26 protein-coding genes are annotated in these 23,392 nt (G+C 70.5%); 14 read left to right on the forward strand and 12 right to left on the reverse strand.

Translation table 11 applies throughout. The annotated features are described in order from the left end of the window. Positions 1-33: 33 nt before the first annotated feature. The 4 genes from LDL49_RS34100 to LDL49_RS34110 are packed head-to-tail and all read right to left on the reverse strand — an operon-like array spanning position 34 to position 2,820. Positions 34-825, reverse strand: coding sequence for a MerR family transcriptional regulator (locus tag LDL49_RS34100; protein WP_225297310.1), 792 nt, complete (start codon positions 823-825; stop codon positions 34-36). Then, on the reverse strand, positions 825-1,736 hold the full coding sequence (locus LDL49_RS34105) for an alpha/beta fold hydrolase (protein WP_225297312.1): 912 nt from the start codon (positions 1,734-1,736) through the stop codon (positions 825-827). The genes LDL49_RS34100 and LDL49_RS34105 overlap by 1 nt, the downstream gene beginning before the upstream one ends. Then, complete coding sequence (locus LDL49_RS57375; protein ID WP_263655834.1) at positions 1,733-1,867, reverse strand: hypothetical protein; 135 nt, start codon at positions 1,865-1,867, stop codon at positions 1,733-1,735. Before LDL49_RS57375 ends, LDL49_RS34105 begins: the two co-directional genes overlap by 4 nt. Before the next feature lie 11 nt (positions 1,868-1,878). Continuing rightward, positions 1,879-2,820: an RNA polymerase sigma-70 factor gene (locus LDL49_RS34110; protein ID WP_225297314.1), complete on the reverse strand. Its 942-nt coding sequence runs from the start codon at positions 2,818-2,820 to the stop codon at positions 1,879-1,881. Between the two features lie 96 nt (positions 2,821-2,916). Here LDL49_RS34110 and LDL49_RS34115 point away from each other — a divergent pair, with 96 nt between their 5' ends. After that, entirely contained in the window at positions 2,917-3,075 is a 159-nt protein-coding gene (locus tag LDL49_RS34115; protein WP_225297316.1) for a hypothetical protein, read from the forward strand. A 169-nt stretch (positions 3,076-3,244) separates the two neighbouring features. Beyond that, the gene (locus tag LDL49_RS34120) at positions 3,245-4,477 is read left to right on the forward strand and encodes a glycosyltransferase (protein WP_225297318.1); all 1,233 of its coding nucleotides are present in this window, start codon (positions 3,245-3,247) and stop codon (positions 4,475-4,477) included. A gap of 81 nt (positions 4,478-4,558) precedes the next feature. On the opposite strand, the gene LDL49_RS34125 is transcribed toward LDL49_RS34120, so the two are convergent. Further along, entirely contained in the window at positions 4,559-5,275 is a 717-nt protein-coding gene (locus LDL49_RS34125; RefSeq protein ID WP_225297320.1) for a GbsR/MarR family transcriptional regulator, read from the reverse strand. 380 nt (positions 5,276-5,655) lie between these two features. Between LDL49_RS34125 and LDL49_RS34130 the strand changes: the two genes are divergently transcribed. Continuing rightward, on the forward strand, positions 5,656-6,885 hold the full coding sequence (locus tag LDL49_RS34130) for a serine hydrolase domain-containing protein (protein WP_225297322.1): 1,230 nt from the start codon (positions 5,656-5,658) through the stop codon (positions 6,883-6,885). Positions 6,886-6,938: 53 nt separating this feature from the next. Here the strand turns inward: LDL49_RS34130 and LDL49_RS34135 are convergent, their stop codons facing one another. Together LDL49_RS34135 and LDL49_RS34140 are read right to left on the reverse strand one after the other, a co-directional pair. After that, the gene (locus tag LDL49_RS34135; RefSeq protein ID WP_225297325.1) at positions 6,939-7,193 is read right to left on the reverse strand and encodes an MmyB family transcriptional regulator; all 255 of its coding nucleotides are present in this window, start codon (positions 7,191-7,193) and stop codon (positions 6,939-6,941) included. A gap of 254 nt (positions 7,194-7,447) precedes the next feature. Continuing rightward, a complete protein-coding gene (locus LDL49_RS34140; RefSeq protein WP_225297326.1) occupies positions 7,448-7,999 on the reverse strand; it encodes a helix-turn-helix domain-containing protein in 552 nt (183 codons plus the stop codon). Between the two features lie 62 nt (positions 8,000-8,061). Between LDL49_RS34140 and LDL49_RS34145 the strand changes: the two genes are divergently transcribed. Together LDL49_RS34145 and LDL49_RS34150 are read left to right on the forward strand one after the other, a co-directional pair. Further along, positions 8,062-9,357, forward strand: coding sequence for an alpha/beta hydrolase family protein (locus tag LDL49_RS34145; protein ID WP_225297328.1), 1,296 nt, complete (start codon positions 8,062-8,064; stop codon positions 9,355-9,357). Positions 9,358-9,382: 25 nt separating this feature from the next. Beyond that, positions 9,383-10,630 carry a serine hydrolase gene (locus LDL49_RS34150; RefSeq protein WP_225297330.1) on the forward strand — a complete coding sequence of 416 codons (1,248 nt, stop codon included), beginning with the start codon at positions 9,383-9,385 and terminating at the stop codon, positions 10,628-10,630. On the opposite strand, the gene LDL49_RS34155 is transcribed toward LDL49_RS34150, so the two are convergent. Then, entirely contained in the window at positions 10,588-11,109 is a 522-nt protein-coding gene (locus LDL49_RS34155) for an MBL fold metallo-hydrolase (RefSeq protein ID WP_225297332.1), read from the reverse strand. The genes LDL49_RS34150 and LDL49_RS34155 overlap by 43 nt on opposite strands. Positions 11,110-11,183: 74 nt before the next feature. Between LDL49_RS34155 and LDL49_RS34160 the strand changes: the two genes are divergently transcribed. Next, on the forward strand, positions 11,184-12,215 hold the full coding sequence (locus tag LDL49_RS34160) for a nitronate monooxygenase (RefSeq protein ID WP_225297334.1): 1,032 nt from the start codon (positions 11,184-11,186) through the stop codon (positions 12,213-12,215). A 230-nt stretch (positions 12,216-12,445) separates the two neighbouring features. Here the strand turns inward: LDL49_RS34160 and LDL49_RS34165 are convergent, their stop codons facing one another. Continuing rightward, positions 12,446-13,522 carry a LacI family DNA-binding transcriptional regulator gene (locus LDL49_RS34165; RefSeq protein ID WP_225297336.1) on the reverse strand — a complete coding sequence of 359 codons (1,077 nt, stop codon included), beginning with the start codon at positions 13,520-13,522 and terminating at the stop codon, positions 12,446-12,448. 148 nt (positions 13,523-13,670) lie between these two features. Between LDL49_RS34165 and LDL49_RS34170 the strand changes: the two genes are divergently transcribed. Genes LDL49_RS34170 through LDL49_RS34185 form a run of 4 tightly spaced genes read left to right on the forward strand, consistent with a single transcriptional unit; the run spans position 13,671 to position 17,930 of the window. Further along, positions 13,671-15,032 carry an ABC transporter substrate-binding protein gene (locus LDL49_RS34170; RefSeq protein ID WP_225297338.1) on the forward strand — a complete coding sequence of 454 codons (1,362 nt, stop codon included), beginning with the start codon at positions 13,671-13,673 and terminating at the stop codon, positions 15,030-15,032. A gap of 5 nt (positions 15,033-15,037) precedes the next feature. Next, on the forward strand, positions 15,038-15,937 hold the full coding sequence (locus LDL49_RS34175; protein ID WP_225297339.1) for a carbohydrate ABC transporter permease: 900 nt from the start codon (positions 15,038-15,040) through the stop codon (positions 15,935-15,937). After that, positions 15,934-16,758 (forward strand): carbohydrate ABC transporter permease, encoded by an 825-nt coding sequence (locus tag LDL49_RS34180; RefSeq protein WP_225297341.1) that lies wholly within the window; start codon positions 15,934-15,936, stop codon positions 16,756-16,758. Before LDL49_RS34175 ends, LDL49_RS34180 begins: the two co-directional genes overlap by 4 nt. A 5-nt stretch (positions 16,759-16,763) precedes the next feature. Then, entirely contained in the window at positions 16,764-17,930 is a 1,167-nt protein-coding gene (locus LDL49_RS34185; RefSeq protein ID WP_225297343.1) for a glycoside hydrolase family 68 protein, read from the forward strand. On the opposite strand, the gene LDL49_RS34190 is transcribed toward LDL49_RS34185, so the two are convergent. Beyond that, positions 17,914-18,690, reverse strand: coding sequence for an alpha/beta fold hydrolase (locus tag LDL49_RS34190; RefSeq protein ID WP_225297345.1), 777 nt, complete (start codon positions 18,688-18,690; stop codon positions 17,914-17,916). The genes LDL49_RS34185 and LDL49_RS34190 overlap by 17 nt on opposite strands. Positions 18,691-18,901: 211 nt before the next feature. Here LDL49_RS34190 and LDL49_RS34195 point away from each other — a divergent pair, with 211 nt between their 5' ends. The 3 genes from LDL49_RS34195 (at position 18,902) to LDL49_RS34205 (ending at position 20,389) form a co-directional block, all read left to right on the forward strand. After that, positions 18,902-19,225: a PadR family transcriptional regulator gene (locus LDL49_RS34195; RefSeq protein ID WP_225297347.1), complete on the forward strand. Its 324-nt coding sequence runs from the start codon at positions 18,902-18,904 to the stop codon at positions 19,223-19,225. Then, positions 19,222-19,488: a hypothetical protein gene (locus LDL49_RS34200; protein WP_225297349.1), complete on the forward strand. Its 267-nt coding sequence runs from the start codon at positions 19,222-19,224 to the stop codon at positions 19,486-19,488. Before LDL49_RS34195 ends, LDL49_RS34200 begins: the two co-directional genes overlap by 4 nt. A gap of 130 nt (positions 19,489-19,618) precedes the next feature. After that, entirely contained in the window at positions 19,619-20,389 is a 771-nt protein-coding gene (locus LDL49_RS34205; protein ID WP_308016233.1) for an alpha/beta hydrolase, read from the forward strand. A gap of 83 nt (positions 20,390-20,472) precedes the next feature. Here the strand turns inward: LDL49_RS34205 and LDL49_RS34210 are convergent, their stop codons facing one another. Next, positions 20,473-20,730 carry a response regulator transcription factor gene (locus tag LDL49_RS34210; protein WP_225297351.1) on the reverse strand — a complete coding sequence of 86 codons (258 nt, stop codon included), beginning with the start codon at positions 20,728-20,730 and terminating at the stop codon, positions 20,473-20,475. Positions 20,731-21,049: 319 nt separating this feature from the next. Between LDL49_RS34210 and LDL49_RS34215 the strand changes: the two genes are divergently transcribed. Beyond that, positions 21,050-21,904 carry a helix-turn-helix transcriptional regulator gene (locus tag LDL49_RS34215; protein WP_225297353.1) on the forward strand — a complete coding sequence of 285 codons (855 nt, stop codon included), beginning with the start codon at positions 21,050-21,052 and terminating at the stop codon, positions 21,902-21,904. On the opposite strand, the gene LDL49_RS34220 is transcribed toward LDL49_RS34215, so the two are convergent. Further along, the gene (locus LDL49_RS34220) at positions 21,895-23,385 is read right to left on the reverse strand and encodes a DUF1349 domain-containing protein (RefSeq protein WP_225297355.1); all 1,491 of its coding nucleotides are present in this window, start codon (positions 23,383-23,385) and stop codon (positions 21,895-21,897) included. The genes LDL49_RS34215 and LDL49_RS34220 overlap by 10 nt on opposite strands. Positions 23,386-23,392 lie beyond the last annotated feature (7 nt).

Consider the following 23,392-nt stretch of genomic DNA (forward strand, 5'->3'; position numbering starts at 1 on the left):
TGATCTACAATGTAAAGGCGCTCGGGCGAAGGATCACCGAGGAGCCGCGTCCCGCGTGGGTTCGACGCGCTCGAGCTTGGTCCAGCCGGTCCAGCCACGCTTCCTCAGCAGCTCGATCAGCCGGCGGGCCGGCGGCACAGTGTCGAATGCCAGTGTGTCCATCAGCTTGACGAGCGGTGGGTCGAGGTCGATGTCGTCGACGTAGTCCTCGCCCTTCTCCTCGGCCAGTCGCGTGAAGTAGGCGGCCAGCTTGTCGGCCAGCTCGGCCAGCCGCGGGTCGCCGGTAACCCGGTCAAGTGCCTGGCTCAGGGTGAGAAAGAAATCGATGAGTTGCGGGTCGGCGATCTGCTCCCGCTTGCGGGCCATCCACTCCGGGACCCGTTCGGGGGAGTGTGCGGCCAGCAGGACCCAGCCGTCGCTCTCGGCCTGGATGATCCGCTCGTCGACCCCGAGCGTACGCAGCCGGCCGAGATACTCGACCACCTCCGGGGGCAGCGTCAAGCTGTCGCCGGCGGCGAGCCGGGCGATCCGCTCCCGGTGGTGCTGTCGCTGCCGGATCTCCGCCCGCAGCCGCTTGTCGATGTCTGCCACCGCCGCGGCGAACTCCTCCTCGTCGGCCTGGAGCAGCTCCCGTACGCGCGCCAGCGGGACTCCGGCCTCTGCGAGGGTACGGATCTTGATCAGTTCGACGGCGGCGCCGGCGTCGTATCTGCGGTAGCCGGAGTGGTCGCGTTCCGGTTCCGGCAGCAGCCCTTTGGCGTGGTAGTGCCTCACCGCGCGTACTGTCACTCCGGCGTAGGACGCCAGCTCGCCGATGGTCAGCATCAGAGCAGCCTCTCAGGAGTTGCTGGAGAAGTCGTCTGGCCGGCTGGGTGTTGGGTGTTCCGGATGATCTGGGCGATTTCCGGGGCATGAGTGAACACCAGCTGGTGGTCGGCGTTGAGCCAGGACGTGGCGAGGTGTGGCTGCTCGCGGACGAGCCGTTCGACACCGGCCCGCCAGTTGTGGTTGAACCGCGGCGTGTGCCCTTCGCCGCTGTCGCCGGCCATCGAGGTCGACATGATCAGGGTGATGGGCCGGTCGATCTTCCTGTACTGGTCGAGGATCCTGGAGCGGACCGCGTCGATCTCGATGTTCAGGTCGAGAATCTCCCGGGCGGTGAGCAGCACCTGACGCGCGGTGCCGCGCTCGGTCTCCTGCTGGGCCGCCAGGTCCGCCCACATGGCGCGAACCTCCGGCAGGAGGGCTTCGGTGATGAACGGTTCGGGCACCGGGTTCGCGCCGTCGATGAGCACAAGTTCGGCGACGGTGCCGGGATGCTGGGCGGCATAGTGGACGGCCAGGTCCGCGCCCAGCGAGTAACCCACCAGCGTGGGCGCCGCATCCAGGTCGAGGTGTGCCGGCCCCGCCATCACGGCGGTCAGATCAATGAGGAACGCCTCGAAGGAATACCGGTCGGCGGCCGAGGCGAGGCCATGGCCCCGGAGGTCGAAGGTCAGCACGTCGTGGTCGCGCCGGAGCAGTTCGGCCAGCTCGTGCAGGCCGGCCTGGGTCGAGTTCAGTCCAGGGCACAGGACCAGCGGTCGCCCGTGGCCACCGCGGGTCACCGGGAGCGTGACGCCGTCGTGATGGATCGTGAAGTGCCGCATCGTCCGGTCGCCTTTCGCCGCCTGAGCCCTATCGCTGGACGACGTGCGCAGGCCGCCGACCTCGATCGCCCTCGTCTTCTTGGTCATGCCACCATGCTGAGACATTCACCCTGCGTCAGGGTCAATCGTCGCGCGAGCAGTTCGCAGATCACCGGTGAGGGCACCGGCAGGGACAGCGCCTGCACCAGGTCGACCGGACGCTGGCCGGTGGCGAGCATGTCGTCGGCGGTCAGCGCAGGGTGAGCGGGGTCTCGGATGCGATGCGGGTCAGCTTCTGCGGGTTGCGGACGTAGTACAGGCCGGTGATGCGGGCGTCCTCGACCTGGATCGCTATGACGCCGTCGATCTCACCGTCCACGCGAAGGACGAGTGCCGGGTTGCCGTTGACCACGGTGGGGTCGCTGGTGAGGGCGACTTGGGCCTTGCCGAGGCCGCCGACGATGAAACGAGCCGCCTTCTCGGCGCCGGTGATCGGACGTGGCGCGGCCTGCTTGATGCCGCCGCCGTCGCTGATGAGGACGACCTCGGGGGCGAGTACGTCGAGCAGGCCCTGCAGGTCTCTGGTTTCGAGGGCGTGCCGCAGCGACTCCAGAGCCGCCCGGGCCTGGCTGGGGGAGATCACCTCGCGGGGGCGGCGGGCTTCGACGTGCCGGCGGGCGCGGTGCGCGATCTGGCGTACGGCCGCGGGGCTCTTGCTGACGGCGGTCGCGATCTCGTCGTAACTGACATCGAAGGCCTCGCGCAGTACGAACACGGCACGTTCGGTCGGCGAGAGCGTCTCAAGGATGAGCATGAGCGCCATGGACACGCTCTCGGCGAGTTCGACGTCCTCGGCCACGTCCGGCGTGGTGAGCAGTGGTTCGGGGAGCCAGGGGCCGATATAGGCCTCCTTACGGCGCTTCATGGTGCGCAGCCGGTCGAGCGCGCGCCGGGTGGTGATCCGGACCAGGTAGGCGCGCTGGTCGTGCACCTGCGCCAGGTCGACCTTCATCCATCGCAGCCAGGTCTCCTGGAGGACGTCTTCGGCGTCGGCCGCCGATCCGAGCATCTCGTAGGCGACGGTGAACAGCAGGTTGCGGTGGGTGACGAACGCCTCGGTGGCGGAGTCCAGCCGGTCGCCACCAGTGAGCGGCTCGGCTGTGCCCGTCGTCGGCTCGCTGCGCTCGTCCATGGCCGGCTCCTGCCTGTTGGCTTCTCCACTGTGCTCCAGGCACAAGACGCCGGCCCGCACCGCTGTGTGACACCTGTGATCGGTGGCGTATGTCACATGACCGTACTGGCACAAAGTTCGCGCCGCCTCGGCGCGGTCGCCGGGAAGCAGCCCGTCGGCGACCCGGCCGCCGTGGTCCAGGCGCTCCTCAAGCTCGTCGACTCCGGCAACCCGCCCCTGCGGGTGCTGTTCGGCCAGGGCTGCTACCCGATGTGATCACCGACCCGGACGAGGGCGTGGCCGCGCTGCGCGAGATCGACTACGAGGGAGATCCACTCCCTTTCACTTCTAACCTATAGCGCATGGGGGGTCTTGCCACAAGACCCCGGTCATGCCGCACAATCACCCCTCGACGCAGGAACGTACGGAAAGTGGGGGGCGTGGAATGCGCGTTGTGTTGGTGACCTACGGGTCGCGCGGGGACGTCGAGCCGATGACGGGGCTGGCGCTGCGGCTGCGGGCTCTCGGCGCCGAGGTGCGGGTGTGCGCGCCGCCGGACTTCGCCGAGCTGCTGGACGGCATCGACGTGCCGCTGACTCCCGTCGCCTGGCCGATCCGCGCGCTGGCGACGGGGGCGGTCCCCGGCAAGACGCGCCTGTCCGACATCGCCGCCGAGCTGACCGCCATGGCCTACGAGGCGGTCGCCGGGGTGGCCGAGGGCGGTGCCGCGGTGGTGGCCACCGGCTCGTTGCCGGCCGTGGCCGGTGCGCGGGCGGCGACCGAGAAGCTGGGCGTGCCCTATGCGTTCACGTCGTTCTCTCCTAGTTACCTGCCGTCGCCGCACCACGCGCCTCGCCCCTGGCCGGGCCAGGAGGTCCCGGCGGAGGTGACCGACAACCGGGCGCTGTGGGATATCCACGCCGGGCACATGAACGCGCTGTTCGGCGAGACGATCAACACCCACCGGGCCTCGGTCGGCCTGCCGCCGGTGGACGGCATCCGTGATCATGTCTTCACCGACCATCCGTTCCTGGCGGCCGACCCGGTCCTGGGCCCGTGGCAGGAGACGCCGGAGCTTCACGTGGCACAGACCGGCGCGTGGATCCGCCCGGACGAGCGCCCGCTTCCGGCCGAGCTGGAGGCGTTCCTGGCCGCCGGTGCGGAGCCGGTGTACGTGGGCTTCGGCAGCATGCCCATGCGGGGCGCGAGCGCGCAGGACATCTCCCGGGCCGTCATCCAAGCGGTCCGCACGCAGGGTCGCCGCGTCCTGCTGGGGAGCGGCTGGGCCGATCTGTCGCTGATCGACGACCGGGACGACTGCTTCGTGGTCGGTGAGGTCAACCAGCAGGAGCTGTTCGGCCGGGTGGCCGCGGTCGTGCACCACGGCGGCGCGGGCACCACGGTGACGGCGGCCCGTGCCGGGGCACCGCAGGTGATCGTGCCCCAGGTCGCCGATCAGCCGTACTGGGCGGGCCGGGTAACCGAGCTGGGCATCGGTACGGGACACGACGGCCCGACGCCGACCGCCGAGTCCCTGTCGACCGCACTCAAGATCGCCTTGGCTCCCGAGACCGGTGCCCGCGCGGCCGTCGTGGCCCCGACGGTCCGTACCGACGGGGCGGAGCGGGCGGCCAAACTTGTGCTCGACATGATCGACCGGGACGGGTCCGCGGGCTGATCCCCGAAGCCCGCGCGGCCCGCCGCCCGTCCGGCGGGCCGGGGGCGAGCCGAGCGCAGCCACATCGCTCCTGCCCGGGAGCTAGGCGCTCCGGGCGGCCTGGCTCTGCAGCCACTGCTCCATGACCTCCCGGAAGGCTCCGCTCAGGAGGCGAAGAAGCTCGGCGGATGACTCGAAGCGGGCGCCCGCCGGGGTCGTGACCCCGAGAATCTCGGCCCCGCGCTGCGAGGCGACGGCCAGTGTGTCGTTCATCCGCAGAGCTGCGCGGAGCGTCCCGAGCCAGATCTGATCGTCGATGACATAGCGTTCGCGGCGCTCCCCGGGAGCCCGTACCCGGCTGAGCATTCCCTGCTGTTCGAGGAAGGCGACGGCGTGCGAGATCGACGCCGGGCTGACGCGGAGCCGCGCGACCAGGTCGGCGGCGGTGAGAGCGCCGGAGTCGGTGATGTACAGGCAGGCCAGCACCCTGGCCTCCATCCGGGACAGGCCCTGCTGACCGAGGAGGGCGGTGAAGGACTCCGTGAAGTCCCGCACCGCTCGGGGGTCGCGCCCGTGGCCGGTGTCGGGGATCGGCGGGGCCGGAGGCTGAGCCTGCTTGTGCCGGCGCGCACGATGCCGGGTGGCCTCGTGCGCCCGGTCCGCGCCGTAATCGTCGGGTCCGCCGTTGCGGGTGACCTCCCGCATGATGGTCGAGGCGGGCCGCCCCAGACGCCGGCCGATCTCTGCGTATCCGAGTCCCTCGGCCAGGGCCGCAGCGATGTGCTGACGGTCCTCATTGGTGAGTCTGCCTCCGGGCATCGGTGCTCGTCTCCTGTCTGCCGACATGCGCTGAGCTCTGCGGCCGCACACTCGCTGCACAGTATGCATTCACTCAGATCCCATTGCAATGCACAATGATCATTCATTGCATTCAGCTTCACTGTCATTGCAAAGCGCGCTCTATTTGCCAGGTATAGCAGCAGTGTGAGTCTTCATTGTCTGTTGACTGATTTATGAACGCAATGTAGTGTCACAGCCGTTCAGGGATTCCCGAACGATGCGGACGCAGGCGACGCCGCGAAGGGAGTCCCGATGACTGAGCTCGGTCCCGGCCCTCGCGCGTCGCTCATGGAAGCCCATGGGCGCCAGTCCGGGTCGGGTCTCGCACGATCGAACACTGTGGACAAAGGATATTGATCATGGAAACTGGCAAGAGCGGCTTCTCCGAGGCGGGGCTGCGGAGACTGCGTGAGGTGCTGGCGCGGCATGTCGAGTCCGGGAAGATTCCCGGGCTGGTCGCCCTGGTCGGCCGGGGCGAGGAGGCGCACGTCGAGGCGATCGGGACGATGCGTCATGAGGGTGGCGCGCCGATGCGGCGGGACACGATCTTCAGGATGGCCTCGACGTCCAAGCCGGTCGCGATGGCGGGGGCGATGGTGCTGCTGGATGAGTGCCGGCTGCGGCTGGACGACCTGGTGGAGCCGTGGCTTCCGGAACTGGCCGACCGGCAGGTGCTCAAGCGGATCGACAGCCCACTGGACGACACCGTGCCGGCGCGGCGGCCGATCACCGTACGAGACCTGCTCAGCTCCACGTTCGGGCTCGGCATGGACATGACGGCGCTGGGCACGCCGATCATGGGCGCGATCTTCGAGCGGGGACTCACGCCCGACCTGCCGGAGCCGATGCCCGAGCCGGATGAGTGGATGCGCCGCCTTGGCGAGCTGCCGCTGATGTACCAGCCAGGCGAGCGCTGGCAGTACCAGATCAGCCACGATGTACTCAGCGTGCTGGTCGCCAGGGTCACCGGCCAGTCGTTCGAGGAGTTCCTGCGCGAGCGCATCTTCGAACCGCTGGGCATGAAGGACACCGGGTTCCACGTACCCGCCGGCAAGATCGACCGGCTGCCCGCCCTCTACGCCCCCGACCCGCAGAGCGGGGAGTTCACCGTGTGGGACGAGGCCGAGGGCGGACGCTGGAGCAAGCCGCCGGCCTTCCAGGGCAGCGGCGGCGGGCTGGTCTCCACGGCCGACGACTACCACGCCTACTTCAGGATGCTGCTGAACGGCGGCACGCACGGGGGCGAACGGATTCTGTCGCGGCCCGCCGTCGAGCTGATGACCACCAACCGCCTGACGCCCGAGCAGCAGGCCGCCCGGCACGCCATGGCCGTCAACAACGTCCACCTGTCCTTCGGCCAGGGCCAGCATGGCGGCTGGGGCTTCGGCATGGCGGTGCGCACCTACCGCGGCGACTACGCCCCCATCGGCCAGTTCGGCTGGGACGGCGGAAGCGGCACCTCCACCTACGCCGACCCCGCCAACCAGCTCACCGGAATCCTGCTCACCCAGGTCGGCATGTCCGTCCCGAACTCGGCACGGCTCATCCACGACTTCTGGACCACCCTCTACCAGGCGATCGACGACTGACACGACGCCCGGTAGACCCGCCCCCAAAGGGACCGGGACGCGCCCTCGGAGCCTCACACCTGCTGCAGCCCGATCACTCGCAGCATGTCGAGCACCGCCGCTTCGGGAGATCCGGGATCGGCCGAGTACACGAGCACGGTCTGATGGCCGTCCGGCAGCAGCACGGTGTCGCAGTCGAGCGAGATCGTGCCCAGGCTGGGATGCCTGATGCTCTTGGTCGCGGTACGCCAAGGGGAGGAGCGCCCCTCCCGCCAGAGCTCCTCGAATCGTGGGCTGCCACGACGTAATTCCACGGGCAGGTCCGCCATGCGGTCCAGCAGTACGCTCGGCCGTAGACCATCGCGATGCGTTCCGCCTGCGGCGGCTCGTGGCCGGCCAGCCGGAACACCAGGTCGCGATCATCGTCGTCGAGCCGCAGGGTCTGGGCCAATGCGGCGATGACCTGACGCGGGGGTCGCGGCCCGCGCCCCTGTTCTGGCGGCGACGGCTCCAGGAGTCCGGTTCTGCTTCAACACCTCACCGGAAACGACGATCGACGTCATTCGCCGTTGGGTTTGACGGGCTAGGCCGGGCCGGAGTCGGCGGGTGGCTGCTCGACCGGGAAGAAGATCGGGCTGAGCAGGTATTGCGCGCGGTCCGGTGCCGGCTGGTTGGCCAGCAGGGGCCAGATGACGCGGCGCAGCTCGCCGATCAACTTCTCCAGCTCGCCACGGGTGAGCCAGACGGCGTGCTGCCGGTAGCCGACGAGGTCGGCCAGCGGGTCGGCGTCCTGGCGGTCGAGGTAGGCGTTGAACTCGGCGACCAGGACCGCCATCGAGGTGGCGAAGACGCGCCGGTGGTCGTCGGGCGACAGGGCCGCGAGCGCCTCGGCGTCGACGACGACCCGGTCCAGGCGCAGGCGGTAGTGGCGCTCCACCGCCCCACGCACCCTCCTCTCGTCGGCCACCTCCAGGATTCCGCCGGCCGCGAGCAGGTCGACGTGCCGATAGACCATGGCCTTCGAGGCGTCGGGGATCCGGGCGCACAGCTGGGTGGTGGTGAGTTCCCGCCCGCCGCGCATCGCGTGCACGATCCGCAGCCGTACCGGATGTGCCAGTAGCTCCAAGGTGTCCACCAGACGACGTTCTCATACCGTGCTACCGTTCGCAAAACAGTAGAAAGGTTGGGGATGGCGTGATGGTGGCAACCGATCCTGCGGCAGTCGCTGTGGCGGTGGTCGAGATGGTGTGCGATGGGCGGTTCGCGGAGGTCGAGGAGGTGTTCGCCGCGCCGTTGCGCGCGGTGGTGTCCGCACAGACGCTGCGCGTCGGCTGGGAGAGCGAGGTCGCCAGGTCCGGGGCGGTCTCGGCGTTGGGGACGCCGGTGAGCGAGCCGGTCAAGGCGGGGCTGGTCCGGGTGAGCGTGCCGGTGACGTGTGAGCGGGGCGGTCTGACGGTGGTCATGTCGGTCGACGAGGCCGGCCTGCTGCACGGGCTGCGACTGGCGCCCGCGCTCACCACGCAGTGGACGCCGCCACCGTACGCTCGCCGCAGGAGGTTCGACGAGCACGAGGTCACCGTGGGCTCCGGCGCGCTGGCCGTGCCCGGCACGTTGAGCGTGCCGCGCGGGCGCGGGCCGTGGCCCGGCGTGGTGCTGCTCAGCGGCGGCGGCCCGTTCGACCGGGATGAGACCAGCGGCGCCAACAAGCCGCTCAAGGACCTGGCCTGGGGGCTGGCCGGCCGTGGTGTGGCGGTGCTGCGTTTCGACAAGGTGACCTGCGCGCACGCCGAACAGGTGGCGGCACGGGCGGATTTCACGATGAGGGAGGAGTACGTTCCGCACGCCGTCGCGGCCGTACACCTGCTCCAGGACCACCCGGCCGTCGACGCCGCGCGTGTGCACGTCGCCGGCCACAGCATGGGCGGCAAGGTCGCCCCACGGGTCGCCGCCGCCGAGCCGTCCGTGGCCGGGCTGGTCCTCCTGGCCGGCGACAGCCAGCCCATGCACCGGGCCGCCGTACGCGTGGTCCGCTACCTCGCCTCGCTGGACCCCGGCGCGCAGGCCGCGGTGGAGACGATCACCCGGCAGGCCGCACTCGTCGACAGTCCCGGCCTGTCGGCCGCCACTCCCGCCGCGGACCTGCCGTTCGGCTATTCGGGGGCGTACTGGCTGGACCTGCGCGGCTATGACCCGGTGGCGACCGCGGCGGCGCTGGACAAGCCGATGCTCATCCTGCAGGGCGGCCGCGACTACCAGGTGACCGTCGCCGACGACCTGGCGGGCTGGCGGGAGGGTCTCGCGCACCGCCCGGACGTCGACATTCGCGTCTACGACGCCGACGACCACCTGTTCTTCCCGGGCTCGGGCCCGTCCACACCCGCGAGCTACGAGGCGCCCCAGCACGTCGACGCGGCCGTGATCGCCGACATCGCCGACTGGCTGGCACCCCGCCGGCCGGCCATGGCCCGGCTCATCTCCAGGCTCAAGCGCTGACCACCTCTTCAGGGAAGGCACGACAGTGATCGACGAAACCGCGGCGAACATTCCCTCCAGCACCGCAGAACAGCAACTGAACTGGCTGGTGGAGGCGACTACCCGAACTCCACTCAAGGACAGCGAGATCCGCCAGCGCCTGGCCCCGGCCCTGCTGGAGGCGAGTGGCGGACCGGACGGACTGAACGCGGCACTGGCCGCGGTGGGCCCGGTCGCACTCCGCGAGATCCTCACCACGCGACCGGATCGCGTCCAGGCAGCGGTGCGCGGCCGTACCGCCGCTTACCGCATCACGGTGGGCGTGGACGCGGCCGGGCGTGTGGACACCATGCGCCTGACCCCGGACGAACCCGACCCGGCCACATGGACGGAGATCGACACGCGGCTGGCCGGGTTGGGCGCACGCGTGTCCTTCGCCGCGGCGCAGATCGAGCCGGACGGACAGTGCCGGATCGCGCACGGCCGCGATGCCGGCACGCCAGGTCCGATCGGCTCGGCGTTCAAGCTGTACGTGCTGGGTGCGCTCGCCCAAGCCGTGGCCGACGGGCGACTTTCCTGGAACGAGCAACTGGTCATCCGCGACGACTACAAGAGCCTGCCCTCGGGCATCTTGCAGGAGCGCCCGGCCGGCGCGGCCCTTCCGCTGGCGGAATACGCCGACCACATGATCTCGATCAGCGACAACACCGCCACCGACCACCTGATCCATCGGCTGGGCCGGGACGCGGTGGTGCGCCAGCTGTCGCTGTTCGGCCACCGGCGGCCCGACGCGAACGTCCCGTTCCTCACCACCAAGGCGTTATTCCAGCTCAAGGCCACCTCGGACGCGCAACGCGCACGGCAGTATCTGGCCCTGCCGGTCCAGCATCGCATCGCCACGGTGCTGGAGCTGGAACGGCTACCGCTGCCCGAGGTGCACGAGACCTGGCCCCAACCGAGATACATCGACCAGATCGAGTGGTTCGCCTCGCCGGCCGACATCTGCCACGCCTACGCGGGGCTCCTGCGGCTCGACCAGCCGCGGATCCACCACGCGCTGTCGCTCAACGACGACGGGCTCAACCTGGACGCATCCCGCTTTCCGGTGGTGTGGTACAAGGGCGGCAGCGAGCCCGGGGTCGTATCCCTGCACTACCTCGCCCGCACTCCCGACCGCCGAGCGCTGGCCGTCAGTCTCATGGTGTCCGACCCGGCCACCGCATTCGACACCCTCGACGTGGCGGCCCGCGGTCAGGCCGCCATCCGGGGCGCGTTCCACCTCCTGGCACGATGATCATCGCGACGACGCCGGCGCGGGCCGCAAGCTGCCGCCGCCCGGCGGCTGTCCAGCGACAGTGGCCGGCCGTCGAACGTCGCCGCGACCCTGACCGCGCCGGCATTCAGCACCGCCACGTCGATCTCCGGCACCCGGCGGGCGATCTCGGCCAGGGTACGGATCGAGGCGTTGTCGCCGCTGACGTACACGGTGGGCAGGCCACGTCCGGACAGGACGAATCCGGTGACCTCGCAGTTGACGTCGCCGTCGCTGTCACGCTCGCCGTCTTCCGGACCGTGTACGGCGGGCACCGCCATCACCGTCAGCTCGCCATCTCCGTCCGGGCGTGGAAGGGCGTGGCCGGTCCAGGAGGCGAGACCGACCGCCGGAGGGCCGAGGCGGGCCCGGTGAGGATCAGCGGCGCGCTCAGCGCGAAGGCGCGGCCGCGACGCCGCCGACAGGCAGCTCCTTGAGTGGCGGCGGAATTTCCCTGTCACGGGTCCCACCTCCTAACCTCGGAGCCCAGGACGGCGAAGGGCCGGATCCGGCACCGGCAGGAGAGAAGGGTCCGATGAACAGCGCACTGACCGCCATCGGCTTGTCCGTTCCCGTGCTGGCCGCACCCATGGCGGGCGGCGCCACCACGCCCCGGCTGGTCACCGCCGCCGCCGAAGCCGGCGGCCTCGGGTTGCTGGCCGGCGGCTACAAGCGCCCGGAAGTGCTCGCGCAGCAGATCGCCGAGGTACGGGCGGCCGCCGTGCCGTTCGGCGTCAACCTGTTCGCCCCCAATCCGATCCCGGCCGACCCCGCCGCCTACCGCCGCTACGCCCTCGCCATCCAGCCCGAAGCCGACCGCTACGGGCTCGACCTCGCCGACGTCGCTCTCACCGAAGACGACGACCATTGGCGCGACAAGATAGACCTCCTCCTGGCGGACCCCGTCCCGCTGGCGAGCTTCACCTTCGGCATCCCGGATCCGGCGGTCGTCAAAGCGCTGCGCGCCGCCGGCACGCTGATCATGCAGACGGTCACCTCGGCCGAAGAAGCGCTGCGCGCCGCCGACGCCGGTGCCGATCTCCTCGCCGTGCAGGCCGGCGCGGCCGGCGGTCACTCAGGCACCCTTACCCCTGACCGCGTCCCCACGGCGACACCGATCACTCGGCTCCTGCGCGAAGTGGCCCACGTGACCGATCTCCCGCTCGTCGCCGCGGGAGGTCTGGCCACCGGCGATGCCGTCGCCGAGGTCCTGCTGTCCGGCGCCGTGGCGGCCATGGTCGGCACCGTCCTGCTCCGCGCCGACGAAAGCGGCGCCTCGAAAACGCACCAGGACGCTCTCGCCGACCCGGCCCGCGACCGGACGCTCGTCACCCGCGCGTTCACCGGCCGCCCCGCACGCGCGCTCCGCAACGCGTTCACCGACCTCTACGATCACCTCGCCCCGGCCGGCTATCCCGCGCTGCACCACCTGACCAGCCCGCTGCGCAGAGCCGCGGCCGCCGCCGGTGACGCCGAGCGCCTCCACCTGTGGGCCGGCACCGGTTACCGGCACGCATCGGCCGAGCCCGCGGCGCGCATCCTGACCCGCCTGACGGCGAACCTGTAGCGCTCAGTTCTCCGCGGGAGATGGCTCCCATCGCCAACAATCGTTGGACCCGAACACAAGGGCGCGCCTAACGTCCCCTGTCGGCGCTGGTCAGCGTGACGCTGTTGCGCAACGGCCGCAAGAACCGCTCGGTCAGCGGCGTCTGGGACCGCTTCGACCGTGCCGAGGCGGCGCCATCGCTGGAGACGCCGGCCGGCACGTGATCCACGACGCGCTTTCGAGTAGGAGCGTCAAGCCGGTGACGGCGAGACGGATTCGCGGCCGCGGACCGGCATCGGCACCCGGTGCACCTCGCCGGCCCGGTCGGGGTCCGGGCGGTCGCGGTCGGCCTCGGTGAACCGGTCGATCTCGGTGAACAGCACGTCGACGGCCTTGCGGCCCAGTTCGTAGTGGGGCAGCGCCACGGTGGTCAGTTTGGGGCGCATCCACGAGGCGATGGGGTGGTCGTCGAAGGAGACGATGGAGACGTCCGCGGGCACCTTGAGCCCGAAGTCGTCGAGTGCCTGGTAGGCGCCCATGGCGATGCGGTCGTTGAAGCAGATCAGCGCCCGCGGCTGGGCGGTCCGCAGCAGGTCGCGCGTCGCGGTGAGGCCGTACTCCGGCTGCCAGTCGGGACAGGTGCGGGCGCCCGCCACCTTGACCCCCGCCTCGCGGAGCGCTTCGCGGATGCCGACCAGCCGCTCCACCGCCGCGACGCTCTGTGCGGGCACGTCGCGCAGGCGCGGGCCCGCGCCGATCAGGTAGATGCCGTCGCGGTGGCCGGCGTCGAGCAGGACGCGGGCAGCGCGCCTGCCCGCCTCGACCTCGTCGGGGATGACGGCGGGCAGGGGAGTGGGCTGCTTGGGCAGCGCGTTGAGCAGCACGGCGGGCGCGGCCGTGATGCCCTTGGGCACCTTGATGGTCCTGGTGAACATCGAGGCCAGGATGAGCCCGTCGACCTGGCGGTCGTGCATGGCCTGGAGCAGGAGGCGTTCGAGCTCGGCGTCGCCTTCGGTCTCACCGATGAACAGCATGAAGCCGCGCTCACGGGCCGCCTCGAGCGCGCCCTTGATCATGTCGCCGGCCAGCCGGGAGGTGGCGACGGTGTCGGAGACGAAGCCGATCGTCCGGCTGGTGCCCGTACGCAGGCCCACGGAGACGATGTTGGGCCGGTACTGCAACTCCTCGGCGGCGCGCAGGACCCGCTGCTCGACGTCCTGAGAGATGCGCAGCTCGCGGCCACGGCCGGACAGCACCAGCGAGGCGGTCGGGCGGGAGACACCGGCGGCCTTGGCCACATCGGCCAGCGTGACCCGTCGTGGGCTCACCCAGGACCTCCGATCGTCAAGAGAGTGTTACGGGGGGTTGACATCGTACGATGCGCGCCGTGAGACTATCGGGCGCTAACCCGATTTAGCAATGGAATGCGGGACATCAGCCCGGTGCCGATCGTCCCATGCAGCAGAGGAGATGCACATGGCTCGCCGAGTTCGCCCCGGCAGGTCCGGGGCCGCGCTTGTGATCGCCATGGGGACGCTGGCCGCCGCCTGCGCGGCGCCCGGCAGCGACAGCCCGCGACCCCAGGCCACCAGCGCGTCGCCGGTGTCCGCGGCGCCCACCTGCGGCACCGCGCCGATCACCATGAACGGCTACTTCGAGACCGGCTTCCCGCTCCCCAAGGCGCTGACCACCGAGTTCACCAAGCAGCACCCTAACGTCACGTGGAACATCCGCGAGGACCAGTTCGCCGTCATCACCCAGAACGCCCCGCGCGTGCTGGCGGACAACCCGCCCGACCTGATGCGCCTGCCCCAGGTCTCCGAGCTGGTCAAGGACAACCTGCTGAAGAACCTGGACGGCTACGCGACGGCGTTCGGCTGGGACAAGTGGCCGGCCTCGCAGCTCCAGCAGCTGCGCCTCGGTCCGGGCGGTCGGCCGCGCGGCGAGGGCTCGCTGTACGCCCTGGGCCTCAACTTCAGCATGACCGGCGTCTTCTACAACAAGAAGCTCGCCGCGCAGGTAGGGATGTCCGCGCCGCCCGCCACGCTGGCGGAGTTCGACGCGGTGCTGGCCAAGGCCAAGAGTGCGGGCATCACACCCATCGTGCAGTTCAACGGCGGTGCCACCGGCGGCCTGGCCTTCCCGCTGCAGAACCTCATGGCCTCCTACGGACCGCCCGAGCCGATCAACGACTGGATCTTCCAGAAGCCCGGCGCCACCATCGACACCCCGTCGAACCTGCGGGCCGCCCAGCACCTGGAGCGGTGGATCAAGGCCGGCTACTTCCAGAAGGACGTCAACGCGGTCGACTACGCGACGATGATGAGCCGCTTCATCGGCGGCAAGGGTCTGTTCATGTTCGACGGTGACTGGGAGTCGGGCAACCTCGACAAGCAGATGGCGGGCAACGTCGGCTTCTCCCTGATGCCGCCGGTCCAGGAGGGCGGCAAGCGCGCCGCCATGTCGGCACCTCTGACCTTCGGCATCGCCGCGAACGCCAAGAACGCCGACTGCGCCGCCTTCTTCCTCAACTGGGTGGCCACCGACAAGCGGGCGCGTGAGATCGGCGTGGAGGTCGGCGGATCCCGTCCGATGGGACCGGCCGACGCGTACATGCCCACCGTCAAAGCCGGCACGGTCACCGCCGGCACGCTGGCCGCGGGAGCGAACATCGCCAAGGACAACGGCGCGATGGACTTCATCGCCAACGCCACCGGCGCCATCTACGCCAAGAGCTGGACGCCCCAGCTGCAGAAACTCGTCGCGGGACAGCAGACGCCACAGGAACTGCTGAAGACCGTCCAGGCCGACTACGCCGGCCAGCTCGAAGGGAACTGAGGCAGGTGGGACCCTCGCACCGGCGGCCCGCGGTGGCCAAGCTGCGCGGCCTTACCGGTTGGCTGTTCGTCGCCCCGGCGCTCGCCTTCTACGCGGTGTTTGTCCTGCGCCCGATCACCCTGACGTTCCAGTACTCGCTGTACGACTGGGACGGCATCGGCCCGTCCACCTGGGTGGGCCCGGCCAACTACGGCAAGGTCTTCACCGATCCAGACCTGTTCGAGTCGCTGGTCAACGCCGTCAAGCTGATCGTGTTCTTCAGCGCGATCCCGGTCGTGCTGGGCCTGGCGATCGCCGCGACGATCCGGCGGATCGCCGCCAGCCGGCTCGCCCTGATAGCGCGGACCGTGCTGTTCCTGCCGCAGGTCATCCCGCTGGTGGCGGCCGGCATCGCGTGGAGCTGGCTGCTGGCCTCCACCGGTGTGATCAACCAGTTGCTCTCGCTCGTCGGTCTCGGGGGAGTGACCCGGGCCTGGCTGGGCGACTTCGCCACCGCCCTGCCCGCGGTCGGCCTGATCGGCGCATGGGTGCTCCTCGGCCTGTGCACGCTCCTGCTCCTGGCCGGCATGAGCAAGATCGACCCGGCGTTGTACGAGGCCGCCCGGCTGGACGGGGCGGGGGCGTGGCGGGAGTTCGTCTCCATCACGGTGCCGAGCCTGCGGCAGGAGATCGCGGTCTGCGTCACCGTGACGGTGATCGCCGCCCTGGCGAGCTTCGACATCATCTACATCTCCACCCAGGGCGGTCCCGGCAACACGACCATGGTGCCCGGCCTGCAGATCTTTTACCTGGCCTTCTCCGAACGCGAGGTGGGCATGGCCTCGGCCCTGGCCGTGGTGCTCATGGTCCTCGTGATCGCCTGCGCCCTTCCCATCCAGTGGTTCGCGAAGGACGGCAACAAATGATCACCGCCTCGCGCGAAGCCTGGACCGGAAGGCTGCTGCTCATCCTCATGATGGCGGTCACGCTCCTGCCGTTCCTCAGCCTGTTCGTCACCGCCCTGCACCCCTCGGGCAGCTATCCGGCCGGGCTGGCCTGGCCGGACGAGCCGCAGTGGGGCAACTTCCCGCGCGCCTTCGAGGCCGCGAAGATGGGCGAGCTGCTGAAGTCGAGCGCCCTCATCGTGCTCGGCGTGGTCCCGATCTCCATCCTGCTGGGCACGATGGCCGGCTTCGCCATCGGCCACCTGCGCGTGATCGGCGGCCGGGTGATCTTCCTACTGTTCGTGCTCGGCCTGACCCTGCCCTTCGAGGGCATCATCACGCCGCTGTACTACCAGATCCGCGATATGGGGCTGCTCAACACGCGCTGGGCGATCATCCTGCCGCTCATCGGCCTGTTCATGCCCTTCAGCGTCTTCTGGATGCGCGCCCACTTCGTCAACATGCCCGGAGAGCTGTCGGAGAGCGCGCGGATGGACGGCGCCAACGTGTGGCAGCTGTTCCGGCGCATCCACGTCCCCCTGGCCATGCCGGCGATCTCGTCCCTGGGCATCCTGCTGTTCCTGTGGACCTGGAACCAGTTCCTGCTGGCCATCGTCCTGGTCGACGATCCCACCAAACGGACGATGTCCGGCGCCCTGGGCGCCTTCCAGGGACAGTGGGGCACCGACATCCCGCTGCTGTGCGCCGGATCGCTGCTGATCCTGACGCCCACGCTCGTGATCTTCCTCATCTTCCAGCGTCACTTCGTCAAGGCCCTGCTCCAGGGCTCCTTGAAGGGCTGACCGCGATGCCCGAGCTCCGCACGGCACGCTGGACCCGCCGGCACCTCGACCTGCTCGCCGAGGCCGCCACGACCACGGCGCCCGTCATCACCCCCGAGGCCGCACCACGGATCCTGCCGGACCACGATCTGTGGGACCTGTGGCCGATCCAGGACGAGGACGGCTCGACGAGCGTGGTCGGCGGCCAGGAGCTGTGGCTGGCCCTGTCGGCCCCCGCTGCCGGTCACCCCGAGGAGCGCCACGACCAGGCGCGGATTCGCCTGCTCGCCCGACGTGACGGCGAGTGGAAGGACCTGGGGAACGCCTTCGCCGACGGCGTCGCGCTCGGCAGCCGCGAATGGTCCGGATCAGCGGTCCGGCGGCCTGATGGGACCGTGTCGGTGTATTACACGGCCGCCGGACGGCGCGGCGAAGCGCGCCCGACGTACCGGCAGAGCGTCATCGAGGCCCGCGCCGCCCTGATCGCCGACGCCGGCCGGATCTCGTTGCGACCGGACGCCGAGCATCGCGAGGTCCTGCGCTCCGACGGGCGGATGTACCTGCTGACAGAGGAGGGCGACGGAGCCCCGGGCCTGCCGGCCGAGGAGGCCGACGGAGCGCCGGGCCGCATCAGGGCCTTCCGTGATCCCGGCTGGTTCCGCGACCCGGCCGACGGGCGCGACCATCTCCTCGTCGCCGCTTCCACCGCCTGGGAGGACGGCTTCACCGGCGCGATCGCCCTGGCCGAGCCACGAGCCGGCACCTGGTCCCTCCTGCCGCCGCTGCTCGTCGCCGAAGGCATCAACCACGAGCTGGAACGACCGCACGTCATCGTCCACGACTCCCGGTACCACCTCTTCTTCTCCACCCAGCGCCACACCTTCCACCCGGCCGACCGCGCGCCCACCGGGCTCTATGGCTTCGCCGCACCCAGCCTGACCGGACCGTACGAGCCGCTCAACGGATCCGGACTGGTGATCCAGAACTCCGCCCGCCGACCCGACCAGGCATACGCCTGGCTGGTGCTGCCCGACCTCCAGGTGGTCAGCTTCGCCAACTACCGCTCCGCCCAGGGCGCGGACCTCCGATCCGCGGGAGCCGCGCAGGCACGGGCCGGCTTCGGTGGCACCATCGCCCCGATGCTCAAGCTCACCATCGACGCGATGACCACCTCGGTCATCCCTGGTGGATGAAGTCGCGGACGAGCTTCGCGAACTCCGCCGGCCGCTCGGCCGTCACGTTGTGTCCGCTGTCCACTTCCGCGTACGAGGCGCCCGGGATGGCGGCGGCCAGCTCGCGGGAGTACGCCACGGAGATCAGCGCGTCGCGGGCGCATCCGATCACCAGTGCCGGCGCCTGGACCTGCGGCAGCAGGTCGCGGACGTCCAGCCGCAAGGCGAGATCGATCTGCCGGAGCCTGCCCGGAAGCGGTCGATAGGCGGCGGCGACCTCCGCCACGGCCGCCGGGCCGATGGAAGCCAGATGCTCACGGCTGTAGGCGATCAGCATCGTGTACCGCGCGAAGGTGTCGCCATCGCCGGCGAGATCGCGCCAGACGGTCAACGCGTTGCGCAGATATTCATCGCCCCGCCCGGCCCAGCCCGCGACCAGCACGACACTGCGCACCAGGTCCGGCCGGACGGCGGCCAACGCGGCGACCACCGAAGCACCCATGGAGTGCCCGACCACGTCGGCGGGCCCCTGTCCGAGATCGGAGATCGCGGCGGCGACCTGCTCGACGAGCAGCTCGACCGTGAGCTCGCCCCCGTCGTCGCGCGCCGCGTCGCTTCCCGAAAGATCCGGCAGCACCACCGTGCTGCTGCCCGCGAACGCCCCGGCCACGCCGTCCCAGGCCTTCGAGCCCGGACTGCCCCCATGCACCAGGACGAGCGGGCGGCCCTCGCCCATCACCCGGTACGGCACACGCGCGGCGCCCACTGTGAGCTCCCTCATGTCTGTCTCCCTTCTCATCGCTGCTCGACACCAGGGACGATGCCAGGAGCCTGCGGCGATGAGGAGGGGAGCCGATTCCCTAGGATCGGCCCTCCTAGAGTGCGTGCATCAGTGTGCGCCGGGTCCTTGCGGTCGTCGAGCTCCTGATCATGCACGGCAACGGATACCATCGTCGCGCGATCTAAAGTTTGACGTACTAGAGGGGGCCGCGATGGCGCGCCGTACCGATCCGTTGGGCTGGGGCAATCCGCCGCTGCTCATCCTGGGGAGCCTCGCCGACGGGCCGAAGCACGGCTACGCGATCATCAAGGACGTACGGGAGCAGGCCGGTGTCACGCTCGGCCCGGGGACGCTGTACGGCGCGCTGTCCCGGCTCGAGGAGCGGGGGCTGGTCGAGGCGCTGCCGGGGGAGGAACGTCGCCGGCCGTACCGGATCACCGCGGCTGGAGCGGCGGAGCTGGGCGAGAAGCTGGCGGAGATGTCGCGCTTCGCCACCGTCGGCCTGCGCCGCCTGTCGATGGGGGTCGCGCGGTGAGCGGCCTGGTGGCGCGCGTCGTGATGGCGTGCCATCCGCCGTGGTTCCGCGAGCGGTACGGGGAGGAGCTCGCCGCGCTTGTCGAGGAGACAGGCGGCGGCCCTCGGGTGCTGCTGGACCTCGCGGCGGGTGCCGTCCGAGCCTGGCTGCGGCCCGCGCTGTCGGGTGATCCGGCCGCGCGCGTACGGCGCCGCATGCAGGCGACACTGGCCACGACCTGGATCGCCTGGTGGCCGCGGCGGCGGCGCTGCTGCTCACGCTGAGCGTCCTGGTGCCGGCTCGCGACGGCCGCCTGGTGGCGCCGCTGCTGCCCGGTGGCGTGCTGGCAGGGGTGGAGGCCGTGGGTGCGCTGGTGCTCGCGCAGCCACAGCGCCGGGCCGCTTCCCCCTGATCGTGCTCGCGCCCGGGATGGGGCTGAGCGCGCCGGTGTTCAGCACCCTCGCCCAGGACCTGGCCAGCCACGGCTACGTCGTGGCCAGTATGACCCCGACCTACAGCGCGAACGTCACGGTCCTGCGCGGGCACGCGGTCACCAGCACCCCGGCCGGCAACCACGAGGACCTGGACGAGGGGACGACCGCGGACCGGCTGATCGACGTCTGGGCCACCGACGCGCGCTTCGTCGCCGCCCAGACCGGTCAGGATGCGCGCCTGGCCGGGTACATCGGCGCCTCCCACCCCCTCTACATCGGGCACTCCTTCGGCGGCGCCACCGCCTTCCAGGCCTGCCACGACGACCCGTCCTGCGCGGGCGCGGTCGACCTCGACGGAGCCCTGTTCGGCACCGTCGTCCGGGCCGGCCTACGGGCCCCGGCGCTGATCCTCGGCGGTGAGAACTCGTGCGTCACCGGCACCTGCCGCGCCACCGTCCCCCTGGAGCAGACCATGCGCCACCGGACCCGGCAGTTGCTCGCCAAGAGCAGCGGCCCCGTCTGGCGCTACGAGATCGCCGGCACCGGCCACTTCAACTTCACCGACTACGCCGTGATCTATCTGGCCGCTCCGATTCGCGCCCTGTTCCCCCTGGCGTCCATCGACGGAGCACGCGGCCTGCGCATCCAGGACGCCTACGTCACCCAGTTCGCCGACCAGGTCATCCATCACCGCCCGTCCCCGCTGCTGGCCGGCGAACATCCCTATCCGGAGGTGCGCGCACTGCGATGATCCAGTGTGCTACGGCGGGCTCGGGTTCTCGTGGCGATCGCAGTTCACGTCCTGTGGTGCGAGGCAGGGGCTCCAGCCTGGCTTCAGTCGGGAGAGATCAACCCGGACCGGTAGGCGGTGATGACGAGGTGGACCCGGTCGCGTGCGTCGAGCTTGGTCAGGAGATGGCGTATGTGGGTTTTGGCCGTTCCCTCACCGATGTGCAGGCGCTGCGCGATCTCAAAGTTGGACAGGCCTTCAGCGATCAGGGTCAACACCTGCCGTTCCCGCTCGGTCAGTCCGCGCAGGGCCGCCGACATCGGTGCGGGCCGGACATCGTGCCGGGCGAACTCGGTGATCATCCGCCGGGTGACGCTGGGGGCGAGCAGCGCCTCCCCGGCGGCGACCACCCGTACGGCGGTCAGCAGGTCTCGAGGCGGTGCGTCCTTGAGCAGAAATCCGCCGGCGCCACCGCGCAGCGCCGCGTGCCAGAAGACACCGAAGCGGTCGTCGACTCAGCCGAACTCCGTGCTCAAGCCGTAGGAGCTCAGCGGCATCAGAGGCTGCCCACCTTGCGGAGCATCGCGTATAGGCGGTCGATATCCCTGGCAATCCGGATCAGGCCGCACCGCCAAGACACAGCGGTTTGCCAAGGTCGGCCGGGCGGCGAGGATGGGTGACATGAAGATGGACCGCGTCAAGCTGGCGGACTTCCTCCGCCGTTCCCGCGAGCGGCTCCGGCCGCAGGAGGCCGGCCTGGCCGCCGGACCGCGACGCCGCACGCCCGGCCTGCGCCGCGAAGAGCTGGCCCAGCTGGCCGGGGTCTCGGCCGACTACGTGATGCGGCTGGAGCAGGCGCGCAGCTCCCAGCCGTCGGTCCAGCTCCTGGCCGCGCTCGCCCGGGCATTGCGGTTGACCGACGACGAGAGAGATCACCTTTACCTGCTGGCGGGCCACCGGCCGCCCGAAGGGGCGCGCGCCGGACATCAGGTCCGGCCCGGCCTGCTCTACCTTCTCGACCGGCTGGGCGACACGCCCGCCCAGCTCCTCACCGACCTCGGCGATCTGCTCGCGCAGAACGCCCTGGCCGAGGCCCTGTTCGGGTGCGTGTGCAGGATTGAGGAACAGGACCGGAACATCGTGTGGCGCTGGTTCACCGACCCGTTCGTGCGACAGGCGTACCCCGCCGAGGAGCACGACCGCCACAGCCGCCTGCGCGTCGCCGACCTGCGGGCCGCCGCGACGCGTCGTGACTACGATCGGCCCGCGAGCTCCCTGATCGAGCGGCTTGGGGCGGCGAGCGAGGAGTTCGCCGACCTCTGGCAGCGGCACGAGGTCGCCGTGCGCCGCGAGAGCCGGTTGCGCGTCATTCATCCCGCTGTCGGGCCCATCGAATTCGACTTCGAGATGCTGCAGACGCAGGCCGCGGACCAGCGTCTGCGCCTGTTCACGCCGCCGCCCGGATCCAAGAGCATTGAGGCTCTCGAGCTCCTGCGGGTCATCGGCCCGGAGACCGCCCACCGCAGTCATCGATGATTTCTCGTGCGGTGTACGGCTATCGCCGCCCCGAGGGCGAGGGCGGCGTACGCGCAGGTCACGCCCAACCCTGCCCAGGGCGGGAGCGGGTAATAGCTCCCGAACAGTGACGGACCCACGTCCACATGCGCGAACGTGGGGACGCTCTGCGTGATCGCGAACCCGGCGGCAGGGGTGATGATCAGCAGCCACGGCGCCAGACCCGCGCTCGCCAGCAGGTAGGGCACGACGACCAGCGCGATGGCCAGCCCGATGGCGACGATGCCCCGCTTGACCAGCGCGGCGAGGCCCAGAGCCAGCACGGCGACGGCCGCGGTCAGCGCCGCGTAGCCGACGATCACCCGCAGTTCGGTACCCAGGGTGAGCGGCTGGATCGGGTTCTGGTGGGCACGCAACAGCGCCAGACCGCCAGGGACCACGATCCCCGAGGTCACCAGCCCCGTCGCGAACGCGACCGCGCCGAGCACCGTGGCCTTGGCCGCCAGCGGCCGCGCCGGACGCGGCTCGACCGGCGGGCCGGTTCTGCTCAGCCGACGCCGGTGGTCCGCCGTGAAGAACGTGACCGCCACCCCGAGCACCAGGACCAGCCCGAAGACGCCGCCGATCAGCGTGAAGTCGGCGCGCATACCGCCCTCCACCGTGGCGGGCCCGATGTCGCCGCCCCCGGTCACGATGAGCTTGTCGCCGGACTCGACGACCCCGCCCGGGTGATGCGGGGTCTTGCCGTCGGACTCCAGGGCGACGCCGACGTCGTCGCGGCGCCACGAACCGTTCGCGCCCTGCAGCTTGATCTGGTCGAAGGTGGCGGTGGCCTGGGCGAAGGCCTTCGCCATGTCCCACAAGGCGCCTGGCGAGGTGGCGAACAGCCCGATCTCGACCGTCTCCGGCAGCCCGGCCAGCTTGACCGTGCTGACCTCGGTCCACGCCTTGCCGTCGTCCGACTCGTAGCCGGTGATGGTGTCGCCCGACCTGGTCAGCCGCAGCCACTGCGGGCCGTTGTGCGGGCCGCCGGCCACGTCGTGAGTGTAGTTGTACTGCATCCGCACGCCGTGATCTCCGGTGAGCATGACGGCGGCGTACGGTGTGCCCTGCTTGAGGCTCTGCCGTACGAGCAGCCCGGCCTTCGCCCACGGCACCACCCCCTGCTTGATGTTGCGCACCCCGGGCACCGCGTCCGGCAACCGCATCTGCCCGGTCATGTCCGCCACGCGGGCGGTGATGCCGCCGTTCCCCTTGAGCGGCTGGTGCACGAAGTAGTACCTGTCCTGCACCGCCGTGCCATCGGGTCCCAGCAAGGGCGGCGGGCAGGGGCCTTCGCCCTTCCCGGTCACGCAGCTGCTGCGGACGCCCCCGCTGATCAGCAGTCCGAGGGACACGGTGACCAGCACGGAGGCCGCCATGGCGAGCACCCAGCCTCGCCCGGTGCGGAACCTGGTCCACTCCGCGTGCAGGCCGGATCGGTACGGCGTCGATGGATTCATGCCGACG

It is taken from the genome of Nonomuraea aurantiaca (assembly GCF_020215705.1).
Classification (GTDB): Bacteria; Actinomycetota; Actinomycetes; order Streptosporangiales; family Streptosporangiaceae; genus Nonomuraea; species Nonomuraea aurantiaca.